Source organism: Halobacillus sp. SY10, assembly GCF_045401165.1.
GTDB classification, from domain to species: domain Bacteria; phylum Bacillota; class Bacilli; order Bacillales; family Halobacillaceae; genus Halobacillus; species Halobacillus aidingensis.
Genome location: NZ_CP174345.1, coordinates 1,629,407 through 1,654,116, shown reverse-complemented (window position 1 = coordinate 1,654,116; position 24,710 = coordinate 1,629,407). Strand labels below are relative to the sequence as shown.

The window sequence follows — 24,710 nt, the reverse complement described above, 5'->3', positions numbered from 1 at the left end:
CATTTTTTCAGATAAATAACAGAAGGCTCAAAGCCATGACGGCCATTCCGGCGACGACCCCGTAAATCGATAAATGCGCTTCTCCGTACCTTCTGGATGCAGGCAGCAATTCATCAAGGGAAATGAACACCATGATCCCTGCCACCCCTGCAAACAGAATACCGAACACCATGTCGTTCAAGAACGGCATCAACAAAAGATAGGCTAGAACCGCACCAATCGGTTCAGACAAACCACTCAGGAACGAAAGCTTAAATGCTTTCTTCTTGTCTCCTGTGGCATAGTACACCGGCACGGATACCGCGATTCCCTCTGGAATGTTATGAATCGCAATCGCCGCAGCAATCGCAATTCCGAGTGCCGGGTCGTTCAAGGCAGCCGTAAATGTCGCGATTCCTTCCGGGAAGTTGTGTATCGCGATCGCAAGCGCTGTGAACGTTCCCATCTTCAATAAATCAGGATCTTTCACAGCTGTCTGACGCTTCGACATGTCTTCCACTTTTTTCACTTCGTGAGGGTTCCCTGACTTCGGTATGAATTTATCGATGAGTGCAATGACGAGCATTCCTCCGAAGAAGGCACCAACGGTCATCCACCGGCCTGGTTCGTTCCCCATTGCATCAACTAAGGCATCCTGTGCTTTAAAAAAGATTTCCACCATAGATACATAGATCATGACCCCTGCTGAAAAACCGAGCGCAAGGGAAAGGAACTTCGTGTTCGTCGTCTTCGCAAAAAATGCAATCAAGCTCCCTACACCTGTGGCTAATCCGGCAAGTAAGGTCAGCCCGAAAGCCAATAACAAGTTTTCCATTGTACCTCTCCTTCAATTCGAACATTTTCTCTAAGCACATTGTAACGAAGGTTTTTCCTTAGAGCAACTTTTTTAGTTTCAGTTATATTTTATGAGCCCATAAAATAAGTGCTACACATTATTCTCAACTTTTATATTCATATTTAGGTCCTCCCGTGCATAATCTATCCTTTTTTGCCCATAAAAAAACCACCTTCCATTTTGGAAAGCAGCTATTTAAGGCAAATATTGAAAATGCGCTTCCACCCTGGCGACCGTTTCGAGCGTCCCGGGTTCGATCGGAGTGGCAGTCGCTCCGAGTACGTCCGCTTTTTGAAAAGTTTGCACGGGAACAGCAGGCGTTGTGCCTAGTTCAATGATTTTGACAGGGGTTTGATCCAGGTTCAGCCCCATTGTGCCCGCGATGGTCTGCGCATTTGCGAGCGCGTTTCCGAGAGCGATTCTTAACGCTTCTTGATAATTCTGATACGGATCACTCACGGTAAACGAAATATTGGATATCCGGTTCGCCCCGGCCGCTACCGCTGTATCGATGATAAAACCGGTTTGACTCACAACATCGATCGTCACTTTTAAGGTATGGGTCACTTGATAACCTCGAAACTCCTGCTTGCCATCAACATAATCATATTCAGGAAAAATGAAGAAGTCGGCCGTCTGAATGTTTTCTTCCGGAATGCCGGCAGCAACCAACTGACTGCGCACATTTTCCATCGTACGAGCATTTTCCTGCTGTGCTTTTTCCAAGTTATTATCTTGTGTCACGACGCCGATGTTCACATTCGCAACATCGGGACGCACTTGAACTTTACCGACGCCATTGACTTTAAGAAGTCGGCTCTCCCCTTCTCTTCCTACCTGTCTCATACCAGAGTAATACATCTCGCATCTCCTCCTTTTTTATTTAATGAAGGAGGACAGAGGATTATGTCCTTTCTCTAGATAAGGATTTCTCCCTATACTTTTATTTCCATTTTTTGAATAGATAGTAAAAGGGGGTGGCGACGATGCATCGTGCATATGAAGAAAGCGTGCAAGAATATAAATCACATATTCTCGAGGGGTTACCTAATTACGGACGTAAGAAACGGATACTTATTTTAGGTGCGGGTATGGCCGGGCTTGTTGCCGGGTCCCTTTTAAAGAAAGCCGGGCATGACGTCATTATTTTAGAAGGAAACGATCGAGTCGGTGGAAGGGTCCATACCATCCGGGAACCTTTTTCGAACGGTAATTACATAGACGCCGGCGCCATGAGAATTCCTAAAAATCACCAATACATCCAAACGTATATAGATAAGTTTGGCATAACGACCAACCCCTTTATTAACTCTAAACCCAACGACCTTTTGATGATTAATGGTCAAAAGGTGTTCCGTTCACAATATGAACAAAATCCTGACCTATTACAATACCACCTCCTCCCGCACGAACGAGGGAAAACGGCGGAGCAATTGTTTCTTGACGCTGTTCAGCCATTTTTAGACCTTTACCGAAAAAGTTCAGATCAGGAAAAGAAGAAATTGGAGGATCAATTTTCTAATTTTTCGATGGGGGAATATTTGAGAAACAACCCTTACGGCCCCTCGATGTCTAATAATGCTGTACGCATGATCAAAGTCGTGCTTGGCATGGAAGGCTTTCCTGAGTTTTCTTTTCTTGATATTTTAATTGATATCACGTTCCCCATTTTTAATGGGCAGACAGAATTCGTTGAAATCCAGGGCGGCAATGACCGGCTCCCTCATGCTTTTCTTCCTGAACTCATCGATAACCTTTACTTTGAACAAAAAGTGACGAAGATCGTCCACAACCATGACCGTGTCACCGTTCACACGGAAGACCAGCGTTTTTTGAAGCCATCGTGCTGGAGTGGAGATTTTTTACTGACGACCATTCCTTTCAGCGCCTTTCAATTCATTGACGTTTTTCCCTTTGGGTGCTTATCACAGAAAAAATGGCAAGCCATTCGAGAGGTCATTAACGTACCAGCCGTCAAGATCGGCATCGAATTCAAGTCCCGTTTCTGGGAAAGGTATGCGGTCGGAAACCTCATTTCTGACTTACCGATCCGCTTTGCTTATCAGGCGAGCCATCATCAGGGTATGCCGGGTCCGGGGGTCCTGCTTGCCAGTTACACATGGGGGCAGAACGCGCTGCTGTTCAACAGCCTCAGCAAAAAAGAAGCGACCAAACAAGTACTAGAGAATCTCGCTCGTGTGTATGGAAACGTCGTGTACGAAGAATACATGCAGAGCGTTGTTTACAATTGGAGCCAAAATCCATTCTCCGCCGGGTGCTTCACCTTATTCACCCCGGGACAGAGCCGTGACCTTGAAGGAGTGATGCCGCTCCCGGAAGGTCGGATCCACTTTGCTGGAGAACAAACATCCTCCTACCACGGCTGGATGGAGGGAGCTGTAGAATCCGGCATCCGCGCTGCGAAAGAAATTAATGAACGGTGATGGTCGGGTGACAAAGTGGGTGGTTCCACAGTGGGTGGTTCCAGGTACGGAAAACTTTTTTCTCGTACCTGGAACCGCATGAAAGCGTTCGGTACCTGGAACCACAAAACGAGCGACTGTACCTGGAACCAAAAAAAGCAGTTCAAGTGCCAGGTTTGCTGTTAACCGTTTCACAATATCCAACAAAAAATCCCTTTCCACCGTTTAAAGTGGAAAGGGATTTTTATTCTTAGGATGCTTCTTCCTGCTCGGCACTTAGCTCTTCACCGGAACCGCTCCAGATTTTGACAGATTGGTTCTCTTTTTTGACCGGATAGACGACTTTGTACTTCTTCATCTGCACTTCCCCATCGACCGTTTCTTCAGCCGTGAGGAAAGCGGTGACTTCGACCTTATCCCCCTGTGGATCTGCGACGAGGTTATCCACTTTCACACTGAGCGTATTGTTGTACCCAGAGCGGAAGTCTTCAAACGAAATGTCTTCCTGCCAGCTGGCGCTGAGCAGGGAATATGCTGTGACGAAATCACCTTGATTGATACTGTCATAAAAATACTGCACCATATAACTTGCCTGCTCGGCATCCGTCCCTGTTACAGGTGAGTAGACCTCACCGGTGAGTTCCGGGAATTCCGGAAGGGAGCGCATCGGAGATTCACTCCAACGCCTCACCATCGGCAGGACATCGGCAATAGGGATGCTGAAACCGATCGATTCGTCATCCATTTTAGCGGAGTTAATGCCGATGACTTCACCGGTTTCCCTATCAAGAAGGGGTCCTCCACTGTTTCCTGGTGAGATCGGTGCTGAAATTTGGTATAAGTTTTTGTAATGGAAGGGCTCGATGTCGAGCGTCCGTTCAAGGCCGCTGATTTCCCCTCGTGTGACGGTATTTTGCAGCCCTAGAGGACTTCCAAGCGCCAAAACTTCATCGAGCAGCTCTGCTGAATCTTCTTTTCTGATTGGCAGTGGCTCTTTTCCTTTCAAGCCTGGCACTCGAACGACAGCGACGTCAATGTCGCGGCTGACTCCGATTACGTCGCCGGGCATTTTCTTTCCATCGGATGTAATGACATTGACCTTCTCTGTATTCGCAACGACGTGCGCATTCGTTATGATATCTCCTTGATCATTGTACAAAAACCCCGATCCGACAGAACCGTCTTCAAGCTCTAACTGCACGACAAGCTTCTGTGATTCAAAAATGATCTCCTGTGTTTCTTTCGGTACTTCTCCCTCTTCGTCATCCTCAGCCGGTGGTTCATTTAAAACCGCTGAAACCGTCACGTCCTTTTGAACGGTATCCATGACGTAGAAAACGCCCGCAATCCCGCCACCGAGGATCAGAAGAGTGGCGAGAAGGCTGATGATCCAAGATCGTTTCATCTTCCATCCCCCTATTCTACGAGCCACTCCATCTCTGTCATTTCGACGGAGTATTCTCCCTCTTCTAATTCATAATGTACTTTATCAAACGTTCCCTGATCTCCAGGGTTCAAATAGTTCGGAAAAACTTTCACAGATTCAGAGCGGACGACGTTTCCTTCTTTATCGAGGATGTCATATTTCACAGTCACCGTACTGATGATTTGTGTCGCCACACTTTTCAAGGAACCCTTCACTTTGTAATCACCGAACTCATCTTTTGTAATCGAGAGGTCAACAACTTCAAGTGCCTGGGTCTGGTTACGCAATTCATCCTGTGCCGCTTGCTGCATGGCACTTTCCAGCCTTTGCTGTTCCGCTTGTTCGAAGGCCTTCTTCTCCTGTTGGATCCGTTCCTTCAACTGAATCAATTTTTCGTCATTGGAAACGTACTGCAAGCCCTGATCGATGATGGCAATCGCTTCAGCATAGCGCTTTTCTCCCGCTGCCGCTTCCGCTTTTTTCGTCGATTGGTTTACGATTTTTTCAAAAATTTTATCCCGTACTTTGGAAGCTTCCTCCAAATTCAGGTCGGATAATGTATTCAGTTTTGCTGCCAGTTCATCCACATCTGTGATTTTCGAAAGTTCCTGATTGATTTCCTTCAATGTCAGTCTGGAATCCATTTCATTCATTTTTGGAACAAGGGTAACAAGCAAACGGCTGTCTTCCTGTCGCAAAGACTCTTGAATGGCCGTGAGCTTCTCACTCGCTTTTTTCAACGAACCTTCTTCGATCCACTGGCCGACCGTCTCAAGCTCCTGATCCCATGTCAAAGCTTCCTGCACAGATCCGAGTTCCTTTTGAAGCGCTTCAAGCTCCGGACGGCGGTCGATCGCTCCGACGAGCAGTTTTTCTGCTTCCCGGTACTCACCGGCAAGAGCTTCCTGCTCCGCTTCTTTTTTCATCGCAACGACTTCGGCATTCACATCTTTCTGATAGTCATAAACAAAATAAAGGGCTACCCCCATTACGGCAAGCATGATAAAAGGCGTAATGATTGGCAACCACGATCGTTTAGACGTGCTATTCGGTTCAGGTGTTTCCATCAAGTTCTTTCCACATTGGGAACAGTAACGGGCACCGTCATCCACCATATGCTTACAATGAGGACATTCAGTCATGGTCCCGTCCTCCTTTTCTATCACTTTCATAATTCTGGAATCTCTAAGAATCCTTATCTATTATAGCATGCCTTCCGCTGGATAAGTAAACGACATAGGTCCCTTTTTTTAAAAAAATTCCTGCATGCAGGGTAAGCGCACGGCCCGTTCTCATTTGTCTGCATAAAATGATATATCTCAAACCCGAGAGGAGGGTCCTCATGTCGAATCGCCCTAATGAAAACAAGCCGAGCAGAAAGCCCTCAAAACCGTGTTGTGGACGTAAACGTAAAGGGACGTCCCGCTGAAAATAGCAGGAGCCGCACGAAAAAAAAGCGGCTCTTTTTCAACAGGGTGTCATTTGTCACGGGAATGTAATCTTTTTGTAGGTATTTTGTCTTTGTATGGTGGTCCGGTGGTTGTTACAATAGGCAAAGTGAAATATTGAAAGGGGACCTTTACTTATGAACAAACGTCTTTTTTCCCTTCTTCTTCTGCCTATGATCATCTTCGGACTTACACTTCCGGTAGCTGCCGATGAAGTGGACAAGCCCGCACAAAATATAGAAACGAAATCCCTATCTTTAGATAAAAAAACAAAAGATCTCGAACGTTTTCCTGACAAAGAAAAGAAAGCCGTCACGGCCTCCGCTTCGAAAGATGACGTCAAGCGTACCGTTGCTGTTGAAGCGACTGCCTACACGGCTTTTTGCGAAGGATGCAGCGGAGTCACGTACACAGGTATCGATCTCCGTGCCAATCCGAATCAAAAAGTGATCGCCGTCGATCCGAACGTCATCCCACTCGGCTCTAAAGTCCGCGTGCCCGGCTATGGCGTAGCCGTTGCTGGCGACATCGGCGGAGATATTGAAGGTCACCGCATCGATCTCTTTATGGCACAGGAAAAAGACGCCTTCGACTATGGGCGCCGACAAGTAAAAGTTGAGATCTTGAATTAAACTCTTCCTTCCAGGGAGAGTTTTTTATTTTAAACCGATTTGTCTTCTCTAAGAGCGAATCATTTTTCCTAGAAGCGTTCCTTGTTTACCCACTCATTCTAATGCCTTGACGAACGGGGTATGAATTCTCATCAACGATCACGCTGTCATGAAGGCCGACTCTTTCAACCTTAAAAGCGTATAAAAAATGGGCAGCTTCCTTTTTACAGGAAAGCTGCCCATTTTTTTAATCTCTGCTGAACCTTGTTTTCTTCGCACATTTGTCCAAATAAAAACTTTCCACACCACTGGTATGAAGCGCTACACCATCTTCCAAAAACCACCATGTGCCCTTATCCAGCTGTTTGACGATGAATTCGGACGCCTCACGCTCATCCATTTCTTCACTCAGCTCAAGGTCGTGCGTCACGACACGCTTGCTATCCAAAAGGAAAATCACGTGCCACTCTTTTTTCTTCGCCATGTTAACCACTCCTTTTCCTATATGTAACTTACTATTACTTACCCACCTGTTTTTTAGTTTAATCTTAAAATTAAAACTCATACATCAACTTCTAGTACTGTTCGCCAAACCTTGACATAAGATATCCACATTGCCTTAATTATTAGCGGCTTCCTCCTGTTTATTAGCAGCTTCAGCATACATATTAGCAACTTTCTCCTATATATTAGTGACTTCCCCCCATTTATTAGCAACTTTCACAAAACACCTTCCCTAAACAACAAAAAAGCCACGCCAGCAGCGTCGCTTTCGATCAGTCTTTATGTAGGGGGAGGTGCGCCAGATGTACGCCAAGAAGTTCTTCGATTTGCTTTTTTACAAACAAAGAAAAACCAGCGAGTAACATATGAGCGAGCGACAGGTATAAGACATCCCTCCAATAATTGTTTTAGGTCGTCCTGTCTACACATTTATTTTACCACTTGTCCTCGTTGAATCATGTTAATTCTACGTAAAGACTGAGCTTTGTTCTCTTTGTACAACCATTGTATGCAGGATGATTTACAAATAGACGAGTCTCCGTTACAATATCAAAAGTTCATTTAAAACTAAGTAAACAAATCGGATTTAGGAGGAATGAAACATGCAACAACAAACTGTCCAGCAGACGGTTGAAGAAAACAACACCCGTTCGACCGTCATCGCTCCATTAGATCCGGTACAAAAACCATTCGTATGGATCGGTGCGATCGTATCGCTGCTTTTATTTATAACGATAGTATCTGTCACAACCTTCACACAGGGCGTTCTATTCTTGATCGGCCTTGCTTTCGGGCTCGTGCTTCTGCACGCAAGGTTCGGCTTCACTTCAGCATTCAGACGGCTGATATCAGTCGGTAATGTCCAAGGTCTTCAAGCCCACATGCTCATGCTCGCTGTTGCAACAACGCTTTTTGCCATTATATTAGGGACAGGGTTCAGCTTCACAGGTAACGCCCCTCAAGGCTATGTGTTCCCTGTCGGCATCAGTGTCATCTTCGGTTCCTTCATTTTCGGTATCGGCATGCAGCTTGGCTCCGGCTGTGCATCCGGAACGCTATATACTGTCGGAGGAGGAAAATCGTCGATGATCCTCACGCTGCTAGGTTTCATCGGAGGCTCAGTGCTCGGTGCGTATCATATCGGGTTCTGGCGCGAGACGCCGACCCTACCGGCCATTTCTTTAGCGGAATCCACCGGCTTTGGCTATTTCGGCGGCTGGATTCTGCAACTGGTGATTTTCTTAGGGATCTACGGCATTACCGTTAAGGTAGCCAGGAAAAAGAACCCACCGAAAATGGCGCCACTCAAAACGACGACCGGTTTGAAAAAATTGTGGCGCGGGGCGTGGCCGCTGCTGCTTGCTGCCGTCATCCTAGGCGTATTGAATGCCATCACCCTTGCTGTCCGCGGCAACCCTTGGGGCATCACCTCCGCCTTTGCGCTTTGGGGATCCAAGTTCATCCAAATGTTCGGCGTAGATGTCGCGAATTGGACATATTGGTCCAATGATCCGGCACCATTGAATCAGACGGTCCTTGCCGACTCCACGAGTGTCATGAACTTCGGCATCATCCTTGGAGCGTTCATTGCGGCAAGCTTCCAAGGTAACTTCAAACCGGGAAAAATCAAGCCCGGCATTGGGGCTGCATCCATCATCGGCGGCGTTCTGATGGGATACGGCGCACGCCTTGCTTTCGGTTGCAACATCGGCGCCTACTTCGGCGGCATCGCATCCTTCAGCCTCCATGGCTGGGTATGGATGATCATGGCCTTAGCCGGAACATATCTCGCTCTGTTCCTGCGGCCGATGTTCGGCATGAAAAACCCGAACCCTAAAGATTCGATATGCTAAAAGGAAAACCTCCAGCTTCCGGGCTGGAGGTTTTTAAGGTTTATTGATATATGGAATATTCAGCCGAGATCTGTCTTCCTTTCATTGATATATTGAGATTTCAACCGATATATTTAAATTTCAAGCGATATCATCCAAGTTCCATTGATATCTGTTCGAACCACTCACCTGTTTCTTTTTCAAAAAATGTGGTATGATAAGAGTAGATACAGGATACACATAAGAAAAGGACCACAGCTGGCACTGTGGTCCTCCCGGATCAGCGCTTCAGCCAAAGGGCGCAGCCTTAAAATAGACTCACCCGCATTCACGTCAGAATAGGGAGTCTATTTTTTTATGCGTAAAATCGCGACAACTAAGCCGAGAACGGACACGATGAACGAACTGAACGCGATCATCACCATCAACGATTCATACATACTCAGAGGCATCACCCCCTTTGCGCTGGGGTTAGCCGACACCCTATTCAATTGGCGAAAAGCGTGATCCACTTTAAATTATACCATGTCCTTCCACGGAAACAGACAGTCTTTTTGGACTATCCCTACTTCCACTCTCGCTCCCGTTTGTTGATGAGGGAGTTTCGAGACTTTTGTTGAGTGGATGGGGGCTGCGGGGAATCGCTCGCTTTCCGCGGGAGCGCGGTGAGCCTCCTCGGACTGCGTCCTGTGGGGTCTCACCATGCACTTTTTTCCTCTTAGGTATCCGGTTCCGGCGCCTAGCGGCTAGTGAGACTTCCCTCGCTTCTGTACGATAAGTCAACATCGAATCGCTGCGCTCTTCGTGTTTCCTTTATCTCCGCCAGCTCAGTCCAGTCCATACGCCGCTGATCGAGGCGCCTCCACACTTAAGATAGGAGTCTCACCATTCCCCTTCGCCCCTTTGCCATACAGGTATCTCGAAACCACTTCCAGAATAAGCCGCTTTTATGCCCATGGTAATTGGAGGGGAATGAACTCCTAAGGACGCTATTCTGCATACGAAAAGCTTGTTATAGAGCGTTTATGCTTATAACACTTCGATAGGGGAAGGCTCCAAGGGAGTGTTCCTCACCTTCTTAGGAAGGGGTGGTTGGGAAGCTGCGAGACTCCCGTGGGAGAAAGGAGATAGGCGAGATCCCGCAGGGCTTTAGCCCGAGGAAGCTCGCCACTCCCCCACAGGAAAGCGAGTAGCTTCCCAACCACCCCTTACGCCCAACACGGTAACGAACCCCGAAACATCTCGAAACGAAATCTTCAACACTCCACCCATAATCTAAAAAAGGAAGGCACTGAAGTACCTTCCTTTCTCCTTATAACAACTTCGCGACAAACTTCCGGCTTCTCGGTCCGTCGAACTCACAGAAGTAAAGTCCCTGCCATGTACCGAGAACGAGTTTGCCATCTTCCACAAGCAGCGTCTGAGCATGTCCAAGCGTACTTGTTTTCATATGTGCGGCTGTGTTTCCTTCCGCATGACGATCTTCAGGGTGGTCCCATGGATACACTTCACGGAAGCGGCGCAGCATATCGGTTTTCACGTCAGGATCGGCGTTTTCATTCACAGTCAGGCCTGCCGTCGTGTGCATCGACTGCACAACGACAACACCGTCTTTGACGCCTTCTTCACGGATCCAGTCCTGGACCTGGCTGGTCACATCAATCATTTGATCATGATGCTCGGTTTTAACATGGAATGTTTTTAACATAGAATCAACCTCCGATTTCTGAAGCAGCGAACGCTTCTAGTTTTTCATAGGTCGCATTTTCTTCTTCAAAAAATTGCTTCTCTGAAACTTCAAAAGTAAGGGCTCCCAAATCGACATCAACCTCTGCTTGATAGACATTGGTTCCATTCCCGCGCAGCTGGATGGAGAAACGTCCGTTGTCTTTTTCGACGACACAGTTGACGAGTCCGCCTTTATTGATGACAACGATCGGTGTACCCAAATCATTCGGTCCTAGAATCGTTGACACTAACGAAGAAGCGCTCATGGCAGTACCGCAGGCGTTTGTCAATCCGACCCCACGTTCGAACGTACGGACGAAGATTTTATTTTTCTCTAACACCTGGACATAGCTTACGTTTACACCATTCGGAAAAACTTCCGGCAAATCGTTCGCCTTTTTCCCGACCGATAGCAGTTCTTCCTGATCGACGGAATCGACGATGGTCACGATGTGCGGGTTTGGTACACTTAGAGCCGTAAATGTTCGCTCTTCAGACAACTCGGGAATCTTCACATCGACCGCTTCTTTCCCTGCAAAATTCATTGGCAGTGAATCGACCTCAAAACTGACAGGCTCAATCATGACAGAGAACGTATCGATCTCAGGGAAAATCTCTTCTACTTGAGAAACGGGCAGCACGGCTTTCTCTGTTTCAATCGCAATTTCCTTTTTCCCGAGTTTTTCAATCATATGGCGGGCGACACAGCGCAGACCGTTGCCGCACATTTCCGCTTCCGTGCCGTCTGAGTTGAACATCCGCATCCGGCCTTCCGCTTTTTCACTCGGCATAACAAAAAGAATGCCATCCGAACCGATTCCGTTTTCACGGTCACATAATAATAACGAGAGTTCCTCGCGCTCTTTTTCTGAAAAACCAAAGTCGTTTTCAATCTCGTCAATGAGGATGAAATCGTTCCCCGACCCGTGGCATTTGATGTATGGAATCTTCATAATAAAACTCTCCCCTGGCGTTCATTTTTTCATTATCATAGCATACATACGCGTAAAAAAAGAAGCGTGTGACCGTTAAGTCGCACGCTTTTTCATCAACCATAAAAAGTAAGGTGCTCCAATCAGGGCGACGAGGATCCCTGATGGAATTTCGTTCGGCGCAAGCAGAGTCCGGCTGAACAAATCAGCAACGACCAGCAGCGCCCCGCCGATCAGCATCGTAACAGGCAGAAGCTTCTGATTGACGCTTCCGACAAGCAGCCGTGCCAAGTGCGGCGCGATCAAGCCGACAAAGCCGATCGAACCGACAGCAGCAACACTACAGGCAGCAAGAAGTGTGGCAATCAAGGCCATTTGGAAACGGACGTTCACAACACGAAGTCCGAGTCCTTTCGCTGTATCATCTCCGAGTGACAGGACGTCGAGCGTTTTAATGTAAAACGCAAGCAGCGGGATGAACAACAAGACCGGCCAGATCAAGTATTGCAGCAGCTCACTCCACCCTTTTGCATAAGTCGTCCCGGATAGCCACGTCAACGCAGAAGCCACCCCGATATCCGCTTGGACGACTATGATTTGAATTAAAGCCGAACCGAACGCAGACATCCCGATTCCGAGTAATGCAAGCACCGTCGGCTGGAATTCGGCTTTTGCTCCTAGAGCCATGACGACGATGAAAAACACAAACGCACCGGCCATCGCGCCGACCGGAATCCAGACGGCCGAGACACTGAACCAGTACATCGTCATCAACGCACCGACCCCTGCCCCTGAGGTGATACCAATAACAGAAGGATCGGCAAGCGGGTTCCGTAACACGCCTTGGAAAATAAGACCACTGACCGCGAGAACCGCCCCACTGAACAAAGCAACAAGCGCACGAGGCAGTCTCAAGTCTATGATCAAACTTTGTAAGAAGGTGTTCGCTTCCCCGAAGAACGCATTGTAGGTAACCAACGGTTCGAATCCGTAGTTCCCTGAAGCAAGGCTGACGAGCAGCGTTATCGTAATAAGCGCTAACAATACGGGCAGCAATTTTTTCATGGACAAAGTAGCGGAATTCTTCCCGGCCATAATCGCCCCGCTGTCCTGGCTGCCTGTCCGCTTCATCCGCATGACAAGCCAGATGAGCCACGGCGAACCGACAAGTGCTGTAATAGCACCTACCGGCAGTTCATTGAAGGATGGATCGATGACCCGGGCAAGGACGTCCGCTAAGAGAAGCACGTTTCCTCCCCATAAAAACGACCCTAAGATGAGCGGCAGGTGGGCCCTGTAACCGATTAGTTTGATCAAGTGCGGCGCGACAAGTCCAACGAAGCCAATCGGTCCAACGATACTGACCGTCACACTCGTCAAAAGCACAGCGGCGATAATCGTCACCACTTTAACGCTGCGCACATTCTGTCCAAGCGCTGTCGCGACATCGTCACCCAGGGTTAGTGTGTCGAGCTTGCTTGAATAGATCATCGTAACCACTACACCGACAATGATTACCGGCAGAGAAAAGGTCACTCCATCCCAGTCATTCTGAATCAGTGTTCCAGATCCCCACAAAAACAACCCCTGCGTTTCATTTTCATAAAAAATCTGCAGGACAGACGTAAGCGCTGAGAATAGGAACGTAACAATCATCCCGGCAAGCACCATCCGGACAGGCGTCGCATCCGAACCACCGGAGAGAACGTAAACAAACAGGAACGTCAGAATACCGCCGAGAAAAGCAGTCATGATTCCATTTCCGACCATAGCGGCCGGCAGAAAAATCGTTGTGACGACAACGGCAAAATACGTTCCTGAATGAATGCCGAGCGTACTTGCAGAAGATAACGGGTTTTTCGTAACCGTCTGCAAAATCACACCGGAAACGGCAAGTGCGCCACCGGCGATGATTCCCATGACTGCACGCGGCATCCGCAGTGTACGGACGGTATGGTGCTGCAGGGTATCCTGAGGATTGATAATTGATTCAACGACGACCCCGAGCGGTATCTCTACATTTCCTTGATTAATATGTATAAATGTTAAAAGACACAACAACGCGGTCCCACCTCCGAAGGTGAGAACCGCAATCATTGTGTTCTTAAGTGTAGAATTCATAACATCCACTCACTTTATTTTTCTTCAAGGGCTGCGTTGACCACTTGTTCAGCCAAGACTTCTGCGGATAGCGGTCCACCGAATGTCCAAGCATCTCCTGGCATTTGATACGTACGGTCTTCTTTTACGAACGCAAGGTTTTCCCATACCGGGTTGCCCGCCAGCTGTTTTTTGAAAATGTTGTCTTCTTCCTGAACGATGTAGAAGAAGTTGGAGTCCTGATAGTTCTGAAGCGCTTCTACTGTTGTTTCCGTGTAGCCGTACACTTCAAGCTTTTCAGACTCATAATCGTTCTTCATGCCCATGCTGTTCATGATTTGTGCGACCATGGAGTTGTCTGTGAACAAACGAAGCGTCGGCGTATCCTGCATCGTGAACGCTTGTGTGATCACATAGTTCATGCCATCTTTCCCCGCCTCTTCTAAGCGGGCCTGCTGCTCTTTGAATGTATTCTCCATATCAGAAAGGACCTGTTCAGCCTTGTCCTCTTTATCGACGATTTTCGCCATCGTGTTGAACTCATCTTTCATGTTCTGGAACTGATCCTGTGCTGCTTCTTCAGAATATGGTGCAAACATGACCGTTGGCGCGATGCTTTCCAAATCTTCTTTGATGGCATTGTGACGGAAATCGACACCAATGATCAAATCAGGATTCAAACGGGAGATCGCTTCCAAGTTCGGCTCTTGACGCGTTCCTACATCTTCCACTTTTTCGCTGAATGGAATACCGACATTGACCCAGTCGCCATATTGATCAAGACCAGCGACACCCACCGGCTCCATGCCAAGTGCCTGAAGGTTTTCCGCATAGGTCCACTCTAAAACAACGACTTTCTTAGGTGTTCCTTCGATCGTCTGTTCTCCGTTTGCATCTTCAATTGTCACGGAACGAGTTTCCTCTTCTTCCGTTGTTTCTTCTTCCTGATTTTCTGTTCCTTCACTCTCGGAACCTTCTTCAGATCCGCCACCACAGGCAGCAAGAACGACTAGCCCAAGCATAAGGGCAAACAACCAAAACTTCTTCATATTTGACATCCTTTCACACGTTTCTTTTATGTAGAATCCTTTATCCGTCGCTTCATCTTTATACCCTTATATAGAAAAACTTAACAACTGATAAAGATTCTCATTATCATCACAATCACTATCCTACCTCAGACTCAAATTTCTGTCAATGAAAACTTTTCTCAATTAATCGCTTGTGAAACATTAGGCTGATATTCAACCACCTTAAGTCGCTATGGCAAGTGGTTAGGGCGTTACTTCCTGCGTTAAGTCGTTCCTCCACCTCCTAAAGTCGCTACTATTTCCTTTAGGGCGCTATCCTTACAATTACGAATGCATTCCCTCCAGCCAATCATAAAAAATTAAACCTTTCCCCGACTCAAAGCCTTCCTTCCGCACCACCTGTTTGAACACTTCCATCAATCCCCCATAAAAATAGCGCAGCAATTCTGTACGTACCATTCCTTTTTTATAAGCAAAAACCGCCTGCCTGAACGTTTCGTTGATCTTATCCAAATAATGCTCGATCGGTTGTTGCAGCTTCCATTGTTTAAACGCACTCTGCACCGTCCGCCAAGCTGGCAGCACCTGCTCTACGCCTACAAACGGCTGAGAGGTTTCAATGAAGGAAGACGGGATGAACGATGGCAGAAATGTCACATCAAACGGTACAACTTTACTAATAGAAGATTCTCCCTGTTTTTTCTCTGTTTCAGGTGTGGATTTGGCCGCTTGAGGGTTGTCCTGTTGGGGAGTTGACGTTTTTTGTGGGGTGTCAGGAAGGGTGTCACGAGGGGTGTCATCCGAGGGTAAAAAAAGATCCGGCTGGGGCAGGAAAACGAGCAAGTTGCCACCCTGCCGTCCGTTCGGCTTCTTCGTTGTCACTTTTTCAATCAACTTCTCGTTCACTAAGCTTCTTAATGCACGAACCACTGTGCTCTCACTCAATCCAGTCCCTTTTGTGATCGTCGCTCTTTTCGGAAAAGCGACGCCGGGAAACTTGACGGCATGACGCCAGATGAACGTCAGTACCTTGAGCGTTCCCTCTGACAATGCTGCCTTTCTTTTGTATAAAAAACTGCGCACATGCAGATCGAGCTCCTTTTTATCTTTGAAGCGTTGATGTTCTTTTATATTATTCCAATCCATTTTCCTTCCACTCCCATTTTATAGTCTCAAACTATAATCGATAGAAGTGAGCGTTTGGTGTCTAAGAAAATGAAATTTTTCATAAAATTTAGAGTTAGGACACTTTGTATTGGCGTTAAGGTACTTTCCTGTGACGTTAAGTCACTTTGATCACAGTTAGGGCGCTTTCAACCGACGTTAGGTCACTTTGACTCCCCGCACGGGCACTTTCACTCATGCCGCCTCACCCGAACCCTATAAAAAAACTGTTTAAACAAGGGCCAAATCGGTAATTCTAAAATTGTCAGCCTAATTTATGAACATTTTGTGTCCAAAGTGCGAATTTTTTGTTACAATGAAATCAAAGAAAACGTTTACATTAAGGAAACATCAATAAGGAGATGATTTTCATGGGTGCGATCGTAATGTTCTTGTTATTGGCGACAGTAGCTCCATTTCTATTTTTACAAGCGAAAAAGATGGCTTTTGCCGTCGCACAATCGATTCTGCTCATCGGCATGTGGCTGTATTTCTTCCAGGTGACGATGTACGCAGATCCAGGTGCCTTCTCGATTACATGGTCGATGTTCTATCTTGGATTGATCGGCGCGCACGTCGCATGGGTGATGTTCATCGTGGCGACCGTCAAATCAAGTCCTGGGTACCAAGAAAGTTTAACCAAAGAAAAAGAAACGCTCCTTTCCTGATTCCAGGAAAGAAGCGTTTCTTTTTTTAGTCTCTCGGTTGCAGTTTGTACAGTTGGATCATCGCCTGTACGAAACTGAAACCAGTTAGAATATATAGGACAAATTTAGGGTCATAGGAGGAGTAAAGCGCTCCGCCTAAGGAAAAAGCCGTCAGCAATATGCAAAGAACGAATCCTACTAAATCTTTCCACGGCCAGCCGGCCTCCATCGACATGTTCTGCTTTTGTTCCATCCTGATAACCCCCATTTGTATTAATGACCGCTATGGTCTTCTGATTCTTGCTGCTCGTGCTGTTGGTGTTCGCCTGTGTCTCCATGATCATGCCCGAAGGACATTACGAAAAGGGAGCCTGCTACGATGATGCCAGCGAGGGCGAAACCGTGAAACATCATGTTCCATGGCACATGTCCATTTCCACTTGAAGCTTCCGTGACGTGCATGAACATGAACAATTGAACGCCTGCTTGCAACAGAGCCAAAATCATGATGCCGATGATGACCCATGTGACAGGCAGGTCGGATTGAATCGCTGCCCATGCGGCAACAAGTGTCATGACAAGCGACAAAATAAAGCCAATGACGTGATTCATCGGTACACGTTTTTTCGAATCTGCCATATTAAATCACCATCCCAATCAGATAGACACTCGTGAAGATGAAGATCCAAATGACATCAAGGAAGTGCCAGTATAAGCTGATGATAAAGAATTTACGGCTTGTGACGTTCGTCAGTCCACGCTGCTTGATTTGGATCAAGAGCAGAATCGCCCAGCCGATACCAAGCGTGACGTGCAGTCCGTGTGTTCCGGCAAGGATAAAGAACGCCGACCAGAATGCACTGGACTGGATCGTTGCGCCTTCATGTGCATAGTGAACGAATTCGTAAATTTCAAAACCAAGGAATCCAAGACCAAGAGCTAGTGTAATGACCATCCAAAGGATCAGCCCTTTGACCGATCCCCTTCTCATTTCGTGAATCGCAAGTCCACAAGTAAAACTACTTGTAAGAAGCAGGAAGGTCATGACAAGAACGATGCCCGGCTCAAACAGTTCGCTTGGCAGTGGTGCATCAGCTGTACGTCCGAACAACACGGCATATGTTGCGAAAAGGGTCGCGAAGAGGACGACTTCGGCTCCGAGGAAAATCCAGAAGCCCATGATGCCCATCTGACCTTCTTGGGTGCGATATTCTAAAGGACCTGTTTTCAGTTCTTCCGCAGCCATATCATAACCCCCTCGCTTTTTTCTCTGTTCGTTTGATTTCTTCAACCGGTACATAATAACCGTCGTCATAATCGAAGGAACGGCGGATCATCATGAACACCGCACCGATTAATCCGAAGACAGCGACATACATCCATTCAAAGACAAGACCGAAACTGGCAAGTCCAAGGAAGGCCATCATAATAAACGGCTGTCCTGTATAACTCGGCATGTGGATCGGCTTCACTTTGTCTTCTTCAAACGTCGTCTTGCCTTCTTCTTTCATACGGATATATGGATCGATTTCATCGACATATGGCACCGTTGCAAAGTTATAATAAGGAACTGGTGTCGTTGTCGCCCATTCAAGCGTACGACCGTTTCCATTCCAGGAGTCGCCTGTTGTCTCGCGCTCGCTGTAACGGAAGCTGTAGTAAACGTTGTAAACGAACACGATGAAACCAAGTCCCATTCCGAAAGCACCAACGGTTGAAATGACGTTCAATGGAAGCCACTCGGCGACGTTCGTGATGAACAAACGACGCGGCATGCCGTCTAAGCCTAGGAAATATTGTGGGAAGAAGCACACATGGAAGCCGAAGAAGAACAACCAGAATGCCCATTTACCCAAACGTTCGTTCATCTTGTGACCGAACATTTTCGGATACCAGAACACAAGACCTGCGAAACAGGCGAATACGGTACCTGCAATCAGCACGTAGTGGAAGTGCGCGATCAGGAAGTACGAGTTGTGGAACTGATAGTCCGCTGCTGCCATACCGAGCATGACACCTGTGACACCACCAAGGATGAAACTTGGGATGAAGGCCAGGGACCAAAGCATCGGTACAGTGAACTCGATTTTCGATTTATATAAGGTCGCGAGCCAGTTGAAAATCTTCACTCCGGTCGGTACGGCGATCAACATCGTCGAAACGGAGAAGACGGAGTTAACGAATGCGCCGGCACCCATCGTGAAGAAGTGGTGGACCCATACTAAGAAACTAAGCAATGCAATGACGATCATCGACCAAACCATCACATTGTAGCCAAACAGACGTTTTTTCGCGAATGTGGCAATGACTTCGGAGAAAATACCGAAGGCAGGAAGGATAACGATGTACACTTCCGGGTGTCCCCACATCCAGAACAGGTTCGCCCACATCATCGGCAGGCCTTCTCCTGTCAAAGTAAAGAATTGTGCACCGAAAATACGATCAATCGTAAGTAGTGCAAGAGCTACTGTCAAAATCGGGAATGCGAACACGATGATGAAACATGTGACCAATGTCGACCATGTGAAGATCGGCATATGGAAAAGCTTCATGCCAGGGGCACGCATTTTCAAGATCGTCACCATCAAGTTGATCCCTGTAGCAAGGGTACCAATTCCTGATAGCTGCAGTCCCATCAGATAGAAGTTTTGTCCAGGTCCCGGGCTCATCGCTGCACCGGAAAGTGGGGTATAACTTGTCCACCCGGCATCCGGAGATCCTCCGATGACGAAGGAAATGTTGAAGAGCGCCATTCCGAAGAAGAAGGACCAGAAACTTAAGGCGTTCAAATACGGAAACGCGAAGTCACGCGCTCCGATCTGTAATGGAACGATGATGTTCATGAGTCCGATCAAGAACGGCATCGCCATGAAAATGATCATGATCGTTCCGTGCGTTGTGAAAATTTCATTATAGTGCTGGGAGTTCAAGAATCCCAAATCAGGGAATGCCAGCTGCACCCTCATCATCATGGCGTCGACGCCACCACGGAATAACATGAGAAGGGCACTTAAAATATACATGACACCGATTTTCTTGTGGTCAACGGTCGTCAACCATTCGCTCCACAGCCATTTCCATTTTTTGAAATACGTCAGAATGAAAAGGAGGGCGATCCCAACTAAGGCCATTGATACCATGGCACCATAGATGATCGGTTCACCGGTGACTAGAATATCTGTAATGTGCATGTCTTCACCTGCTTTCTTTACGTTCTATTGGAAGCTTTCTTGTTTTTCAATTTCATACAAATGAAGCTTTTCTTTGAATTGTTCACGGTATTTATCGACGACATAGCCCATATCTTCTCTCGTATGGTGCTTCACATAATCCAAGTGTGTGCTGGAATAAGATTGTTTGTCAGTCAGTCCAGGTGCAAGCAGCTCATCATAACGTTCAGCTGTCAGCTCTGGTGCTTCATTGTTAATTTCCTCTGCCCATGTGTTGAAGTCTTCTTCACTTTCGGCATGTACTTTAAAGGTTTGAGCAGCGAAACCTTCTCCATTGAAGTTGGAGTTACGCCCGTCGTAAACCCCTTCTTCATCTGCCTGCAGATACAATTTTGTCATCATACCCGCCATGTTGTACTTCTGCCCACCGAGTGCCGGAATCCATAGCGCTGACATCGAATCTGCCGATGATAAGCGGAATTCAATCGGACGATCGGTCGGGATGTGTAAGTAGTTCACGGTTTCAATATCCTGTTCCGGATAACTGAAGAACCATTTCCAATCCGCCGTCGTTGCGTAAACAACCAGAGGTTCCTTCTCCTCTTCCCCAGCTGCTGGTTCCGGAGCTTTCTCCAAGTCGAATAATGTCGTTACGGTCGGGATGGATAAAAGAATGACAATGATGAACGGAATGACCGTCCAGATGACCTCGATGGTCGTATTCCCATGCAGATTCGGGTCATAGTCACTTTCTTTACGCCCCGGTCGGTTCTCACGGTACTTGATGAGCATGTAGGCAAACAGAGCAAACACGACAACAATGATACCAAGCATGAACCAAAGGGAGTATACAATCAGGTCATATTGACTTTGAGCGACCGGCCCTTTGGGATCGAGCACAGTCATTTCCAACTGCCCGCACCCACTTAAGAAAAGAATCAAGCCGAGCGGCAGCAAACCTAACCATCTATTACGGAGATGTTTAGCTTTCATGAATCTTAACCCTCCTATCAATCTGTTAAATTATAAGTATAAAACTCGGAAACTAGGAGCTGTTATACGTATCAGGGCTTGACTGATTATATCAGATTTTGCGGAATTAGAAATACAAGTTCACAACTTTGTCATACATCGTTCACGAACTTTTAATAAATCCGCCACATGATGGACGCTTTCAAGGAAATTACTAACAATTTAATAAAAAATAGGATGGACAACCAGGAAGGGATTGGCATTTTCAAACGTCGAAAAAACAAGAACAATCGGGGATGGTGAGCTTCCCACTCTCCTTACCCTTCTTCCAGATGTAATGAAACCTTGTTCAGCCAATACCGGCTCCTGCACGTTTCAACTTTCAGGCAAAAAAATAAGAACCTGTTTCACTATAAAAGTGAAACAGGTTCTTTAAATGGATGAAACACCTTTTATGGAAGAAGGACGATTTTTCCTTTTTTACCCGACTCTTTGAAATATTGCTGCGCTTCCTTTGCTTCCTCTAATGGAAACGTCCGGTCGATCACAGGCTGTATTTTCTGTTCAGAGATCGCTTTTAACATCCGTTTGAATTCTTCCCGTGTACCTAAGACCGATCCGTACATCGTGATGTGTTTCAAATAAAGGGTGCGGAAATCGAGTTCTGTTTTTTGACCCCCGGATGAGCCGGATGTGCAAAATTTGCCGCCCTTTTTAAGCACGGTCAAGGCCGTGGAGAACAGCGCATCTCCGACGACGTCAAGCACGGTATCAATGGGACCACCGTTGGCTTCCAAAATTTCTTCTTCCAGATTCTCGGATTTATAAGACAGCACATGTGTCGCTCCGAGTTCTTTCATTCTCTCTTCCATACTCAAATCTCCAACGAGTGCAATGACATCCGCTCCGAAGACTTTCGATGCGATCTGGACGTTGAGCGAGCCGACACCGCCGTTTGCGCCTGTGACCATCACCGTTTCACCAGGTTTCGGCTGCACTTGTTCGACCATATGCCAGGCCGTCATACCACTGACCGAAAACACACAGCTTTCGGTGTAATCTTCAAGCGGCATATCAAAGCAAAGCTCTGCGGGCCACACCACGTACTCAGCATACCCACCATCATATTCAGAACCGATGAAGGACATGTCTTCCGAGATGTGTTCTTGTCCATCCGGGCCACTGGACGTGAACGGAAAAAGAACGACGTCTTTCCCCATCATCGTTTCATCGACTTGCTCACCTACCTGGACCACTTTTCCGGTAATATCAGAACCAGGGGTACGCGGGAATTGAACGCCTTCCGGACGCCAGCCTGATTTGCCGCCTTGGCCGTAAGCTCCTTCCCTCATCCAGATTTCCGTATTATTGATAGCACAAGCTTTCACCTGCACGAGCACTTCATTTTCTTTCGGTTCTGGAGTGGGAATGTCCACTAGCTTCAACTGATCGACATCGCCATATCCAGTTACTTGAACAGCTTTCATCTTAAGGCACCTCTTTCCGATTCGCTTTTCTCAACTAATATGCGACATTCATAATAAGGTTATTCATGGCCTGTATCAAGTCATCCGCTCACAGTATGCATTCATGAATCGAGTATAGGCAGGAATACTTCAACGTCTTCCCCGTTTTCCGTAGGGTGATAAGTTTCTACAATATAGGTCAGCCAATCCCGGGTGAGTTGCTGTTGATATGTCCACTCCCCCACTTCCTTATAAAGGACATCTACATGATCGATGGGTCCTCTAGATGAAGCATAAGTTCCGGAAACCTCTAAATACTCCATCCCTTTCGGCACCTGACTCGGCTTATCTTTTACAAGGACCCCAACATAATAGTGACCCTCGAGGTGATCCTCCCCCCTCTTAGGCTCAAAGAGAGCGATTTCGATATTGGCATGGTTTTCGATTTCCCTCGTCCGATGTAAAAGCTGTCTCGCAAAGTCCGGGACTTCGGTTGCAAAATTTTCAAAAGCTCCGTGGCCTTTGATGGCGACGATTCGAAAGGTTCGTTTCAACGTGATCATGGTAGAACTCTCCGTTCTGAAGGAGCTTTTTAAATACTGCTTAAAGATCCTTCTTTAAAGTTTTTATGTTGGTAGTCTCATTTTTTCAGCTCCATCATTTTCTTATCTTCGATTCACTTTTAGACGAGTTTCTTCCATTGATTATCCTTCTTCACATGTTCAGAGATGGAAAGCGTCTACCGCTTTATGAACGGGAATTCGCAAACGGCTCTCTTTCCTTTTTTCTCAATCTTTGTTTCGCTGAAGCCGTGTTGGGTAGGACGGGGACATGCTGGTAGGCTTTGGCGAGACCAAACAAGGGCATATTCCCGTAAATGACTTCATGCGCCCCGTCCTTCACTTTGTATGTTTCATGGAAGATTCCGACAGCCGGGTTATCTTTCACTTTGCGATTGAAGTTTCTCCACGCCTTCAAATGCTTCGGAGCTCTGGCATAAGCATAAAGTTCGTTTTCCGAACGCCAATACTGGATCATCAATGTTGTTCGGAAGTTTATGAAATTCTCTAGAGAAAAGAAACCATTGTCCTTTTGTGAATAGAGCTCCTGAACCATTGGCGGCATCGCCAGAAGAACGGGCAGCCATTTATGTACAGCCAACCATTTGTTAATCCTCATCCCAATCAAAAACACAATCACTTCATCATCAGCTTTGGCTGTATAACGACCTGGAAATATTTTAGCGGCCATGAGCTTCCTCCTTTTATGTAAAACGTGCCATCAAGATCGTCGAATAATATTTACCATCAGAAAGTCGCTTATCTTTTTTCAGCACACCTTCCACCTCAAAACCGAAACGCTTATACATTTCAATCGCTTTCTCGTTTGTTTCAAGAACACGCAGGGTCATTTTCAATATTCCGTTTCTTTCTGCCCAGAGGATCGACTGCTGCAAAAGCTCTTTTCCGACACGGTAGCCCCAATATTCCTCTAACACTCCTACACCGAACTCCACTTGATGGGAGAGCCTTTTCAAATCACTGCCGGCACACCGACTGAAACCAATGATGGTCCCTTCTGTTTCGGCAACCAGGAACAAATGGTTGTTCTCATCTGCATCTTTTTTGATGAGCTCTTTGAAATCCCATTCACTTAAGTGGCCTTCTCCCTGTTCTCGATCCAGGTATTCGGTTTCACCGTCAATAAGATGCCGAACTTCTGAAAGCTCCTTTGCATCCGTTTCTTGAGCGACCCTTACAACATAGGACAGACCCCGAACAACATATGTACGACTTTCCATCTTTTCCACACACCCTGCCAATCTCATAGAATTCTAAATATTTCCTTTATTATAGCATGATTCGTGGACGATTATTGGATGGAAGATAAAGTAAGACCTGGTCACCCAAAAATTGGGTGACCAGGTCTTACAGATTATTCCATATTTGATTATTTCCTACGAATGCCGATGGTGCGGCCGACTTGTTTGGGTTGTTCTTGACCAGAGGTCTGATTGTATTCCGCTTCCACTTTCTGAGCTACTTCATCAGGAAAGGGTGCCGGACGACCTTCGTTCTGATTGATGCCCATAAGCATTTCTTCGAGCGTCGCGACAACTTCCCCCTCAGCATTGTGCATCTCCAAAAACAGATGGATCCGCTTTGCATCATAATCCAATACGCGGGCAGAGACTTCAAAACCTGCCCCTTCATGCATCTCTTTCAAGTAGCACGTGTGCGTCTCCAGCGTAAAAATCGTGTACTGGAACTGCTCGCGTCCTTTTTCATCGAGTCCGATATAATCGATGAACGCATCCGTAGCAAGGCTGAAGGCACGATTGTACTCGGCATCGTTCATGTGACCGTTGTAATCGACCCAGTCGCTCGGAACGGTCTGTTTGTAAGAAAAGGATGACACAAA

Annotated in this window: 25 protein-coding genes; 4 read left to right on the top strand and 21 right to left on the bottom strand. The window is 46.9% G+C overall.

Features of this window, described 5'->3' with window-relative positions; genetic code table 11:
• Positions 1-7: 7 nt before the first annotated feature.
• Together zupT and ACJA3J_RS08500 are read right to left on the bottom strand one after the other, a co-directional pair.
• On the bottom strand, positions 8-814 hold the full coding sequence (gene zupT, locus ACJA3J_RS08505; RefSeq protein WP_406946025.1) for a zinc transporter ZupT: 807 nt from the start codon (positions 812-814) through the stop codon (positions 8-10).
• Between the two features lie 216 nt (positions 815-1,030).
• The gene (locus ACJA3J_RS08500) at positions 1,031-1,696 is read right to left on the bottom strand and encodes an SIMPL domain-containing protein (RefSeq protein WP_406946024.1); all 666 of its coding nucleotides are present in this window, start codon (positions 1,694-1,696) and stop codon (positions 1,031-1,033) included.
• Positions 1,697-1,821: 125 nt separating this feature from the next.
• Between ACJA3J_RS08500 and ACJA3J_RS08495 the strand changes: the two genes are divergently transcribed.
• Positions 1,822-3,279: a flavin monoamine oxidase family protein gene (locus ACJA3J_RS08495; RefSeq protein WP_406946023.1), complete on the top strand. Its 1,458-nt coding sequence runs from the start codon at positions 1,822-1,824 to the stop codon at positions 3,277-3,279.
• 229 nt (positions 3,280-3,508) lie between these two features.
• Here ACJA3J_RS08495 and ACJA3J_RS08490 read toward each other — a convergent pair whose 3' ends face one another.
• Together ACJA3J_RS08490 and ACJA3J_RS08485 are read right to left on the bottom strand one after the other, a co-directional pair.
• Positions 3,509-4,663 carry a S1C family serine protease gene (locus ACJA3J_RS08490; protein ID WP_406946022.1) on the bottom strand — a complete coding sequence of 385 codons (1,155 nt, stop codon included), beginning with the start codon at positions 4,661-4,663 and terminating at the stop codon, positions 3,509-3,511.
• A gap of 11 nt (positions 4,664-4,674) precedes the next feature.
• Positions 4,675-5,826: a zinc ribbon domain-containing protein gene (locus ACJA3J_RS08485; protein WP_089651047.1), complete on the bottom strand. Its 1,152-nt coding sequence runs from the start codon at positions 5,824-5,826 to the stop codon at positions 4,675-4,677.
• Between the two features lie 443 nt (positions 5,827-6,269).
• Here ACJA3J_RS08485 and ACJA3J_RS08480 point away from each other — a divergent pair, with 443 nt between their 5' ends.
• Entirely contained in the window at positions 6,270-6,764 is a 495-nt protein-coding gene (locus ACJA3J_RS08480; protein WP_089651046.1) for a 3D domain-containing protein, read from the top strand.
• 226 nt (positions 6,765-6,990) lie between these two features.
• Here the strand turns inward: ACJA3J_RS08480 and ACJA3J_RS08475 are convergent, their stop codons facing one another.
• A complete protein-coding gene (locus tag ACJA3J_RS08475; protein WP_089651045.1) occupies positions 6,991-7,227 on the bottom strand; it encodes a hypothetical protein in 237 nt (78 codons plus the stop codon).
• A 622-nt stretch (positions 7,228-7,849) separates the two neighbouring features.
• Here ACJA3J_RS08475 and ACJA3J_RS08470 point away from each other — a divergent pair.
• Complete coding sequence (locus tag ACJA3J_RS08470; RefSeq protein ID WP_406946021.1) at positions 7,850-9,100, top strand: YeeE/YedE family protein; 1,251 nt, start codon at positions 7,850-7,852, stop codon at positions 9,098-9,100.
• Positions 9,101-9,426: 326 nt separating this feature from the next.
• On the opposite strand, the gene ACJA3J_RS08465 is transcribed toward ACJA3J_RS08470, so the two are convergent.
• The 6 genes from ACJA3J_RS08465 to ACJA3J_RS08440 all read right to left on the bottom strand — a co-directional run bounded on the left by ACJA3J_RS08465 (position 9,427) and on the right by ACJA3J_RS08440 (position 16,016).
• Positions 9,427-9,519 carry a putative holin-like toxin gene (locus ACJA3J_RS08465; RefSeq protein WP_226591619.1) on the bottom strand — a complete coding sequence of 31 codons (93 nt, stop codon included), beginning with the start codon at positions 9,517-9,519 and terminating at the stop codon, positions 9,427-9,429.
• An 872-nt stretch (positions 9,520-10,391) separates the two neighbouring features.
• A complete protein-coding gene (locus tag ACJA3J_RS08460) occupies positions 10,392-10,787 on the bottom strand; it encodes a secondary thiamine-phosphate synthase enzyme YjbQ (protein ID WP_406946020.1) in 396 nt (131 codons plus the stop codon).
• 4 nt (positions 10,788-10,791) lie between these two features.
• Positions 10,792-11,760 carry a diaminopimelate epimerase gene (gene dapF, locus ACJA3J_RS08455; RefSeq protein ID WP_406946019.1) on the bottom strand — a complete coding sequence of 323 codons (969 nt, stop codon included), beginning with the start codon at positions 11,758-11,760 and terminating at the stop codon, positions 10,792-10,794.
• 75 nt (positions 11,761-11,835) lie between these two features.
• Positions 11,836-13,860, bottom strand: coding sequence for an iron ABC transporter permease (locus ACJA3J_RS08450; RefSeq protein WP_406946018.1), 2,025 nt, complete (start codon positions 13,858-13,860; stop codon positions 11,836-11,838).
• Between the two features lie 14 nt (positions 13,861-13,874).
• Positions 13,875-14,888 carry an ABC transporter substrate-binding protein gene (locus ACJA3J_RS08445; RefSeq protein WP_406946017.1) on the bottom strand — a complete coding sequence of 338 codons (1,014 nt, stop codon included), beginning with the start codon at positions 14,886-14,888 and terminating at the stop codon, positions 13,875-13,877.
• 306 nt (positions 14,889-15,194) lie between these two features.
• Positions 15,195-16,016 (bottom strand): helix-turn-helix domain-containing protein, encoded by an 822-nt coding sequence (locus ACJA3J_RS08440; protein WP_089651040.1) that lies wholly within the window; start codon positions 16,014-16,016, stop codon positions 15,195-15,197.
• A 389-nt stretch (positions 16,017-16,405) separates the two neighbouring features.
• Between ACJA3J_RS08440 and ACJA3J_RS08435 the strand changes: the two genes are divergently transcribed.
• Entirely contained in the window at positions 16,406-16,702 is a 297-nt protein-coding gene (locus ACJA3J_RS08435) for a hypothetical protein (RefSeq protein ID WP_089651039.1), read from the top strand.
• A gap of 25 nt (positions 16,703-16,727) precedes the next feature.
• On the opposite strand, the gene ACJA3J_RS08430 is transcribed toward ACJA3J_RS08435, so the two are convergent.
• The 10 genes from ACJA3J_RS08430 to ACJA3J_RS08385 all read right to left on the bottom strand — a co-directional run bounded on the left by ACJA3J_RS08430 (position 16,728) and on the right by ACJA3J_RS08385 (position 24,707).
• Positions 16,728-16,934 carry a hypothetical protein gene (locus ACJA3J_RS08430; RefSeq protein WP_089651038.1) on the bottom strand — a complete coding sequence of 69 codons (207 nt, stop codon included), beginning with the start codon at positions 16,932-16,934 and terminating at the stop codon, positions 16,728-16,730.
• A 20-nt stretch (positions 16,935-16,954) separates the two neighbouring features.
• On the bottom strand, positions 16,955-17,320 hold the full coding sequence (gene qoxD, locus ACJA3J_RS08425) for a cytochrome aa3 quinol oxidase subunit IV (protein ID WP_089651037.1): 366 nt from the start codon (positions 17,318-17,320) through the stop codon (positions 16,955-16,957).
• A 1-nt stretch (position 17,321) separates the two neighbouring features.
• Positions 17,322-17,927 (bottom strand): cytochrome aa3 quinol oxidase subunit III, encoded by a 606-nt coding sequence (qoxC, locus tag ACJA3J_RS08420; protein ID WP_089651036.1) that lies wholly within the window; start codon positions 17,925-17,927, stop codon positions 17,322-17,324.
• Position 17,928: 1 nt separating this feature from the next.
• Complete coding sequence (gene qoxB / locus ACJA3J_RS08415) at positions 17,929-19,872, bottom strand: cytochrome aa3 quinol oxidase subunit I (protein ID WP_406946016.1); 1,944 nt, start codon at positions 19,870-19,872, stop codon at positions 17,929-17,931.
• A gap of 24 nt (positions 19,873-19,896) precedes the next feature.
• Positions 19,897-20,844, bottom strand: a complete 948-nt coding sequence (gene qoxA / locus ACJA3J_RS08410; RefSeq protein ID WP_089651034.1) for a cytochrome aa3 quinol oxidase subunit II — start codon at positions 20,842-20,844, stop codon at positions 19,897-19,899.
• A 431-nt stretch (positions 20,845-21,275) separates the two neighbouring features.
• Positions 21,276-22,310: a zinc-binding dehydrogenase gene (locus ACJA3J_RS08405; protein WP_089651033.1), complete on the bottom strand. Its 1,035-nt coding sequence runs from the start codon at positions 22,308-22,310 to the stop codon at positions 21,276-21,278.
• Between the two features lie 101 nt (positions 22,311-22,411).
• Positions 22,412-22,852 carry a GyrI-like domain-containing protein gene (locus ACJA3J_RS08400; protein WP_406946015.1) on the bottom strand — a complete coding sequence of 147 codons (441 nt, stop codon included), beginning with the start codon at positions 22,850-22,852 and terminating at the stop codon, positions 22,412-22,414.
• 184 nt (positions 22,853-23,036) lie between these two features.
• Entirely contained in the window at positions 23,037-23,540 is a 504-nt protein-coding gene (locus ACJA3J_RS08395; protein ID WP_089651031.1) for a DUF4188 domain-containing protein, read from the bottom strand.
• A gap of 13 nt (positions 23,541-23,553) precedes the next feature.
• Positions 23,554-24,090, bottom strand: coding sequence for an N-acetyltransferase family protein (locus tag ACJA3J_RS08390; RefSeq protein WP_406946014.1), 537 nt, complete (start codon positions 24,088-24,090; stop codon positions 23,554-23,556).
• A 149-nt stretch (positions 24,091-24,239) separates the two neighbouring features.
• Positions 24,240-24,707: a thioesterase family protein gene (locus ACJA3J_RS08385; protein ID WP_406946013.1), complete on the bottom strand. Its 468-nt coding sequence runs from the start codon at positions 24,705-24,707 to the stop codon at positions 24,240-24,242.
• Positions 24,708-24,710: the final 3 nt, after the last annotated feature.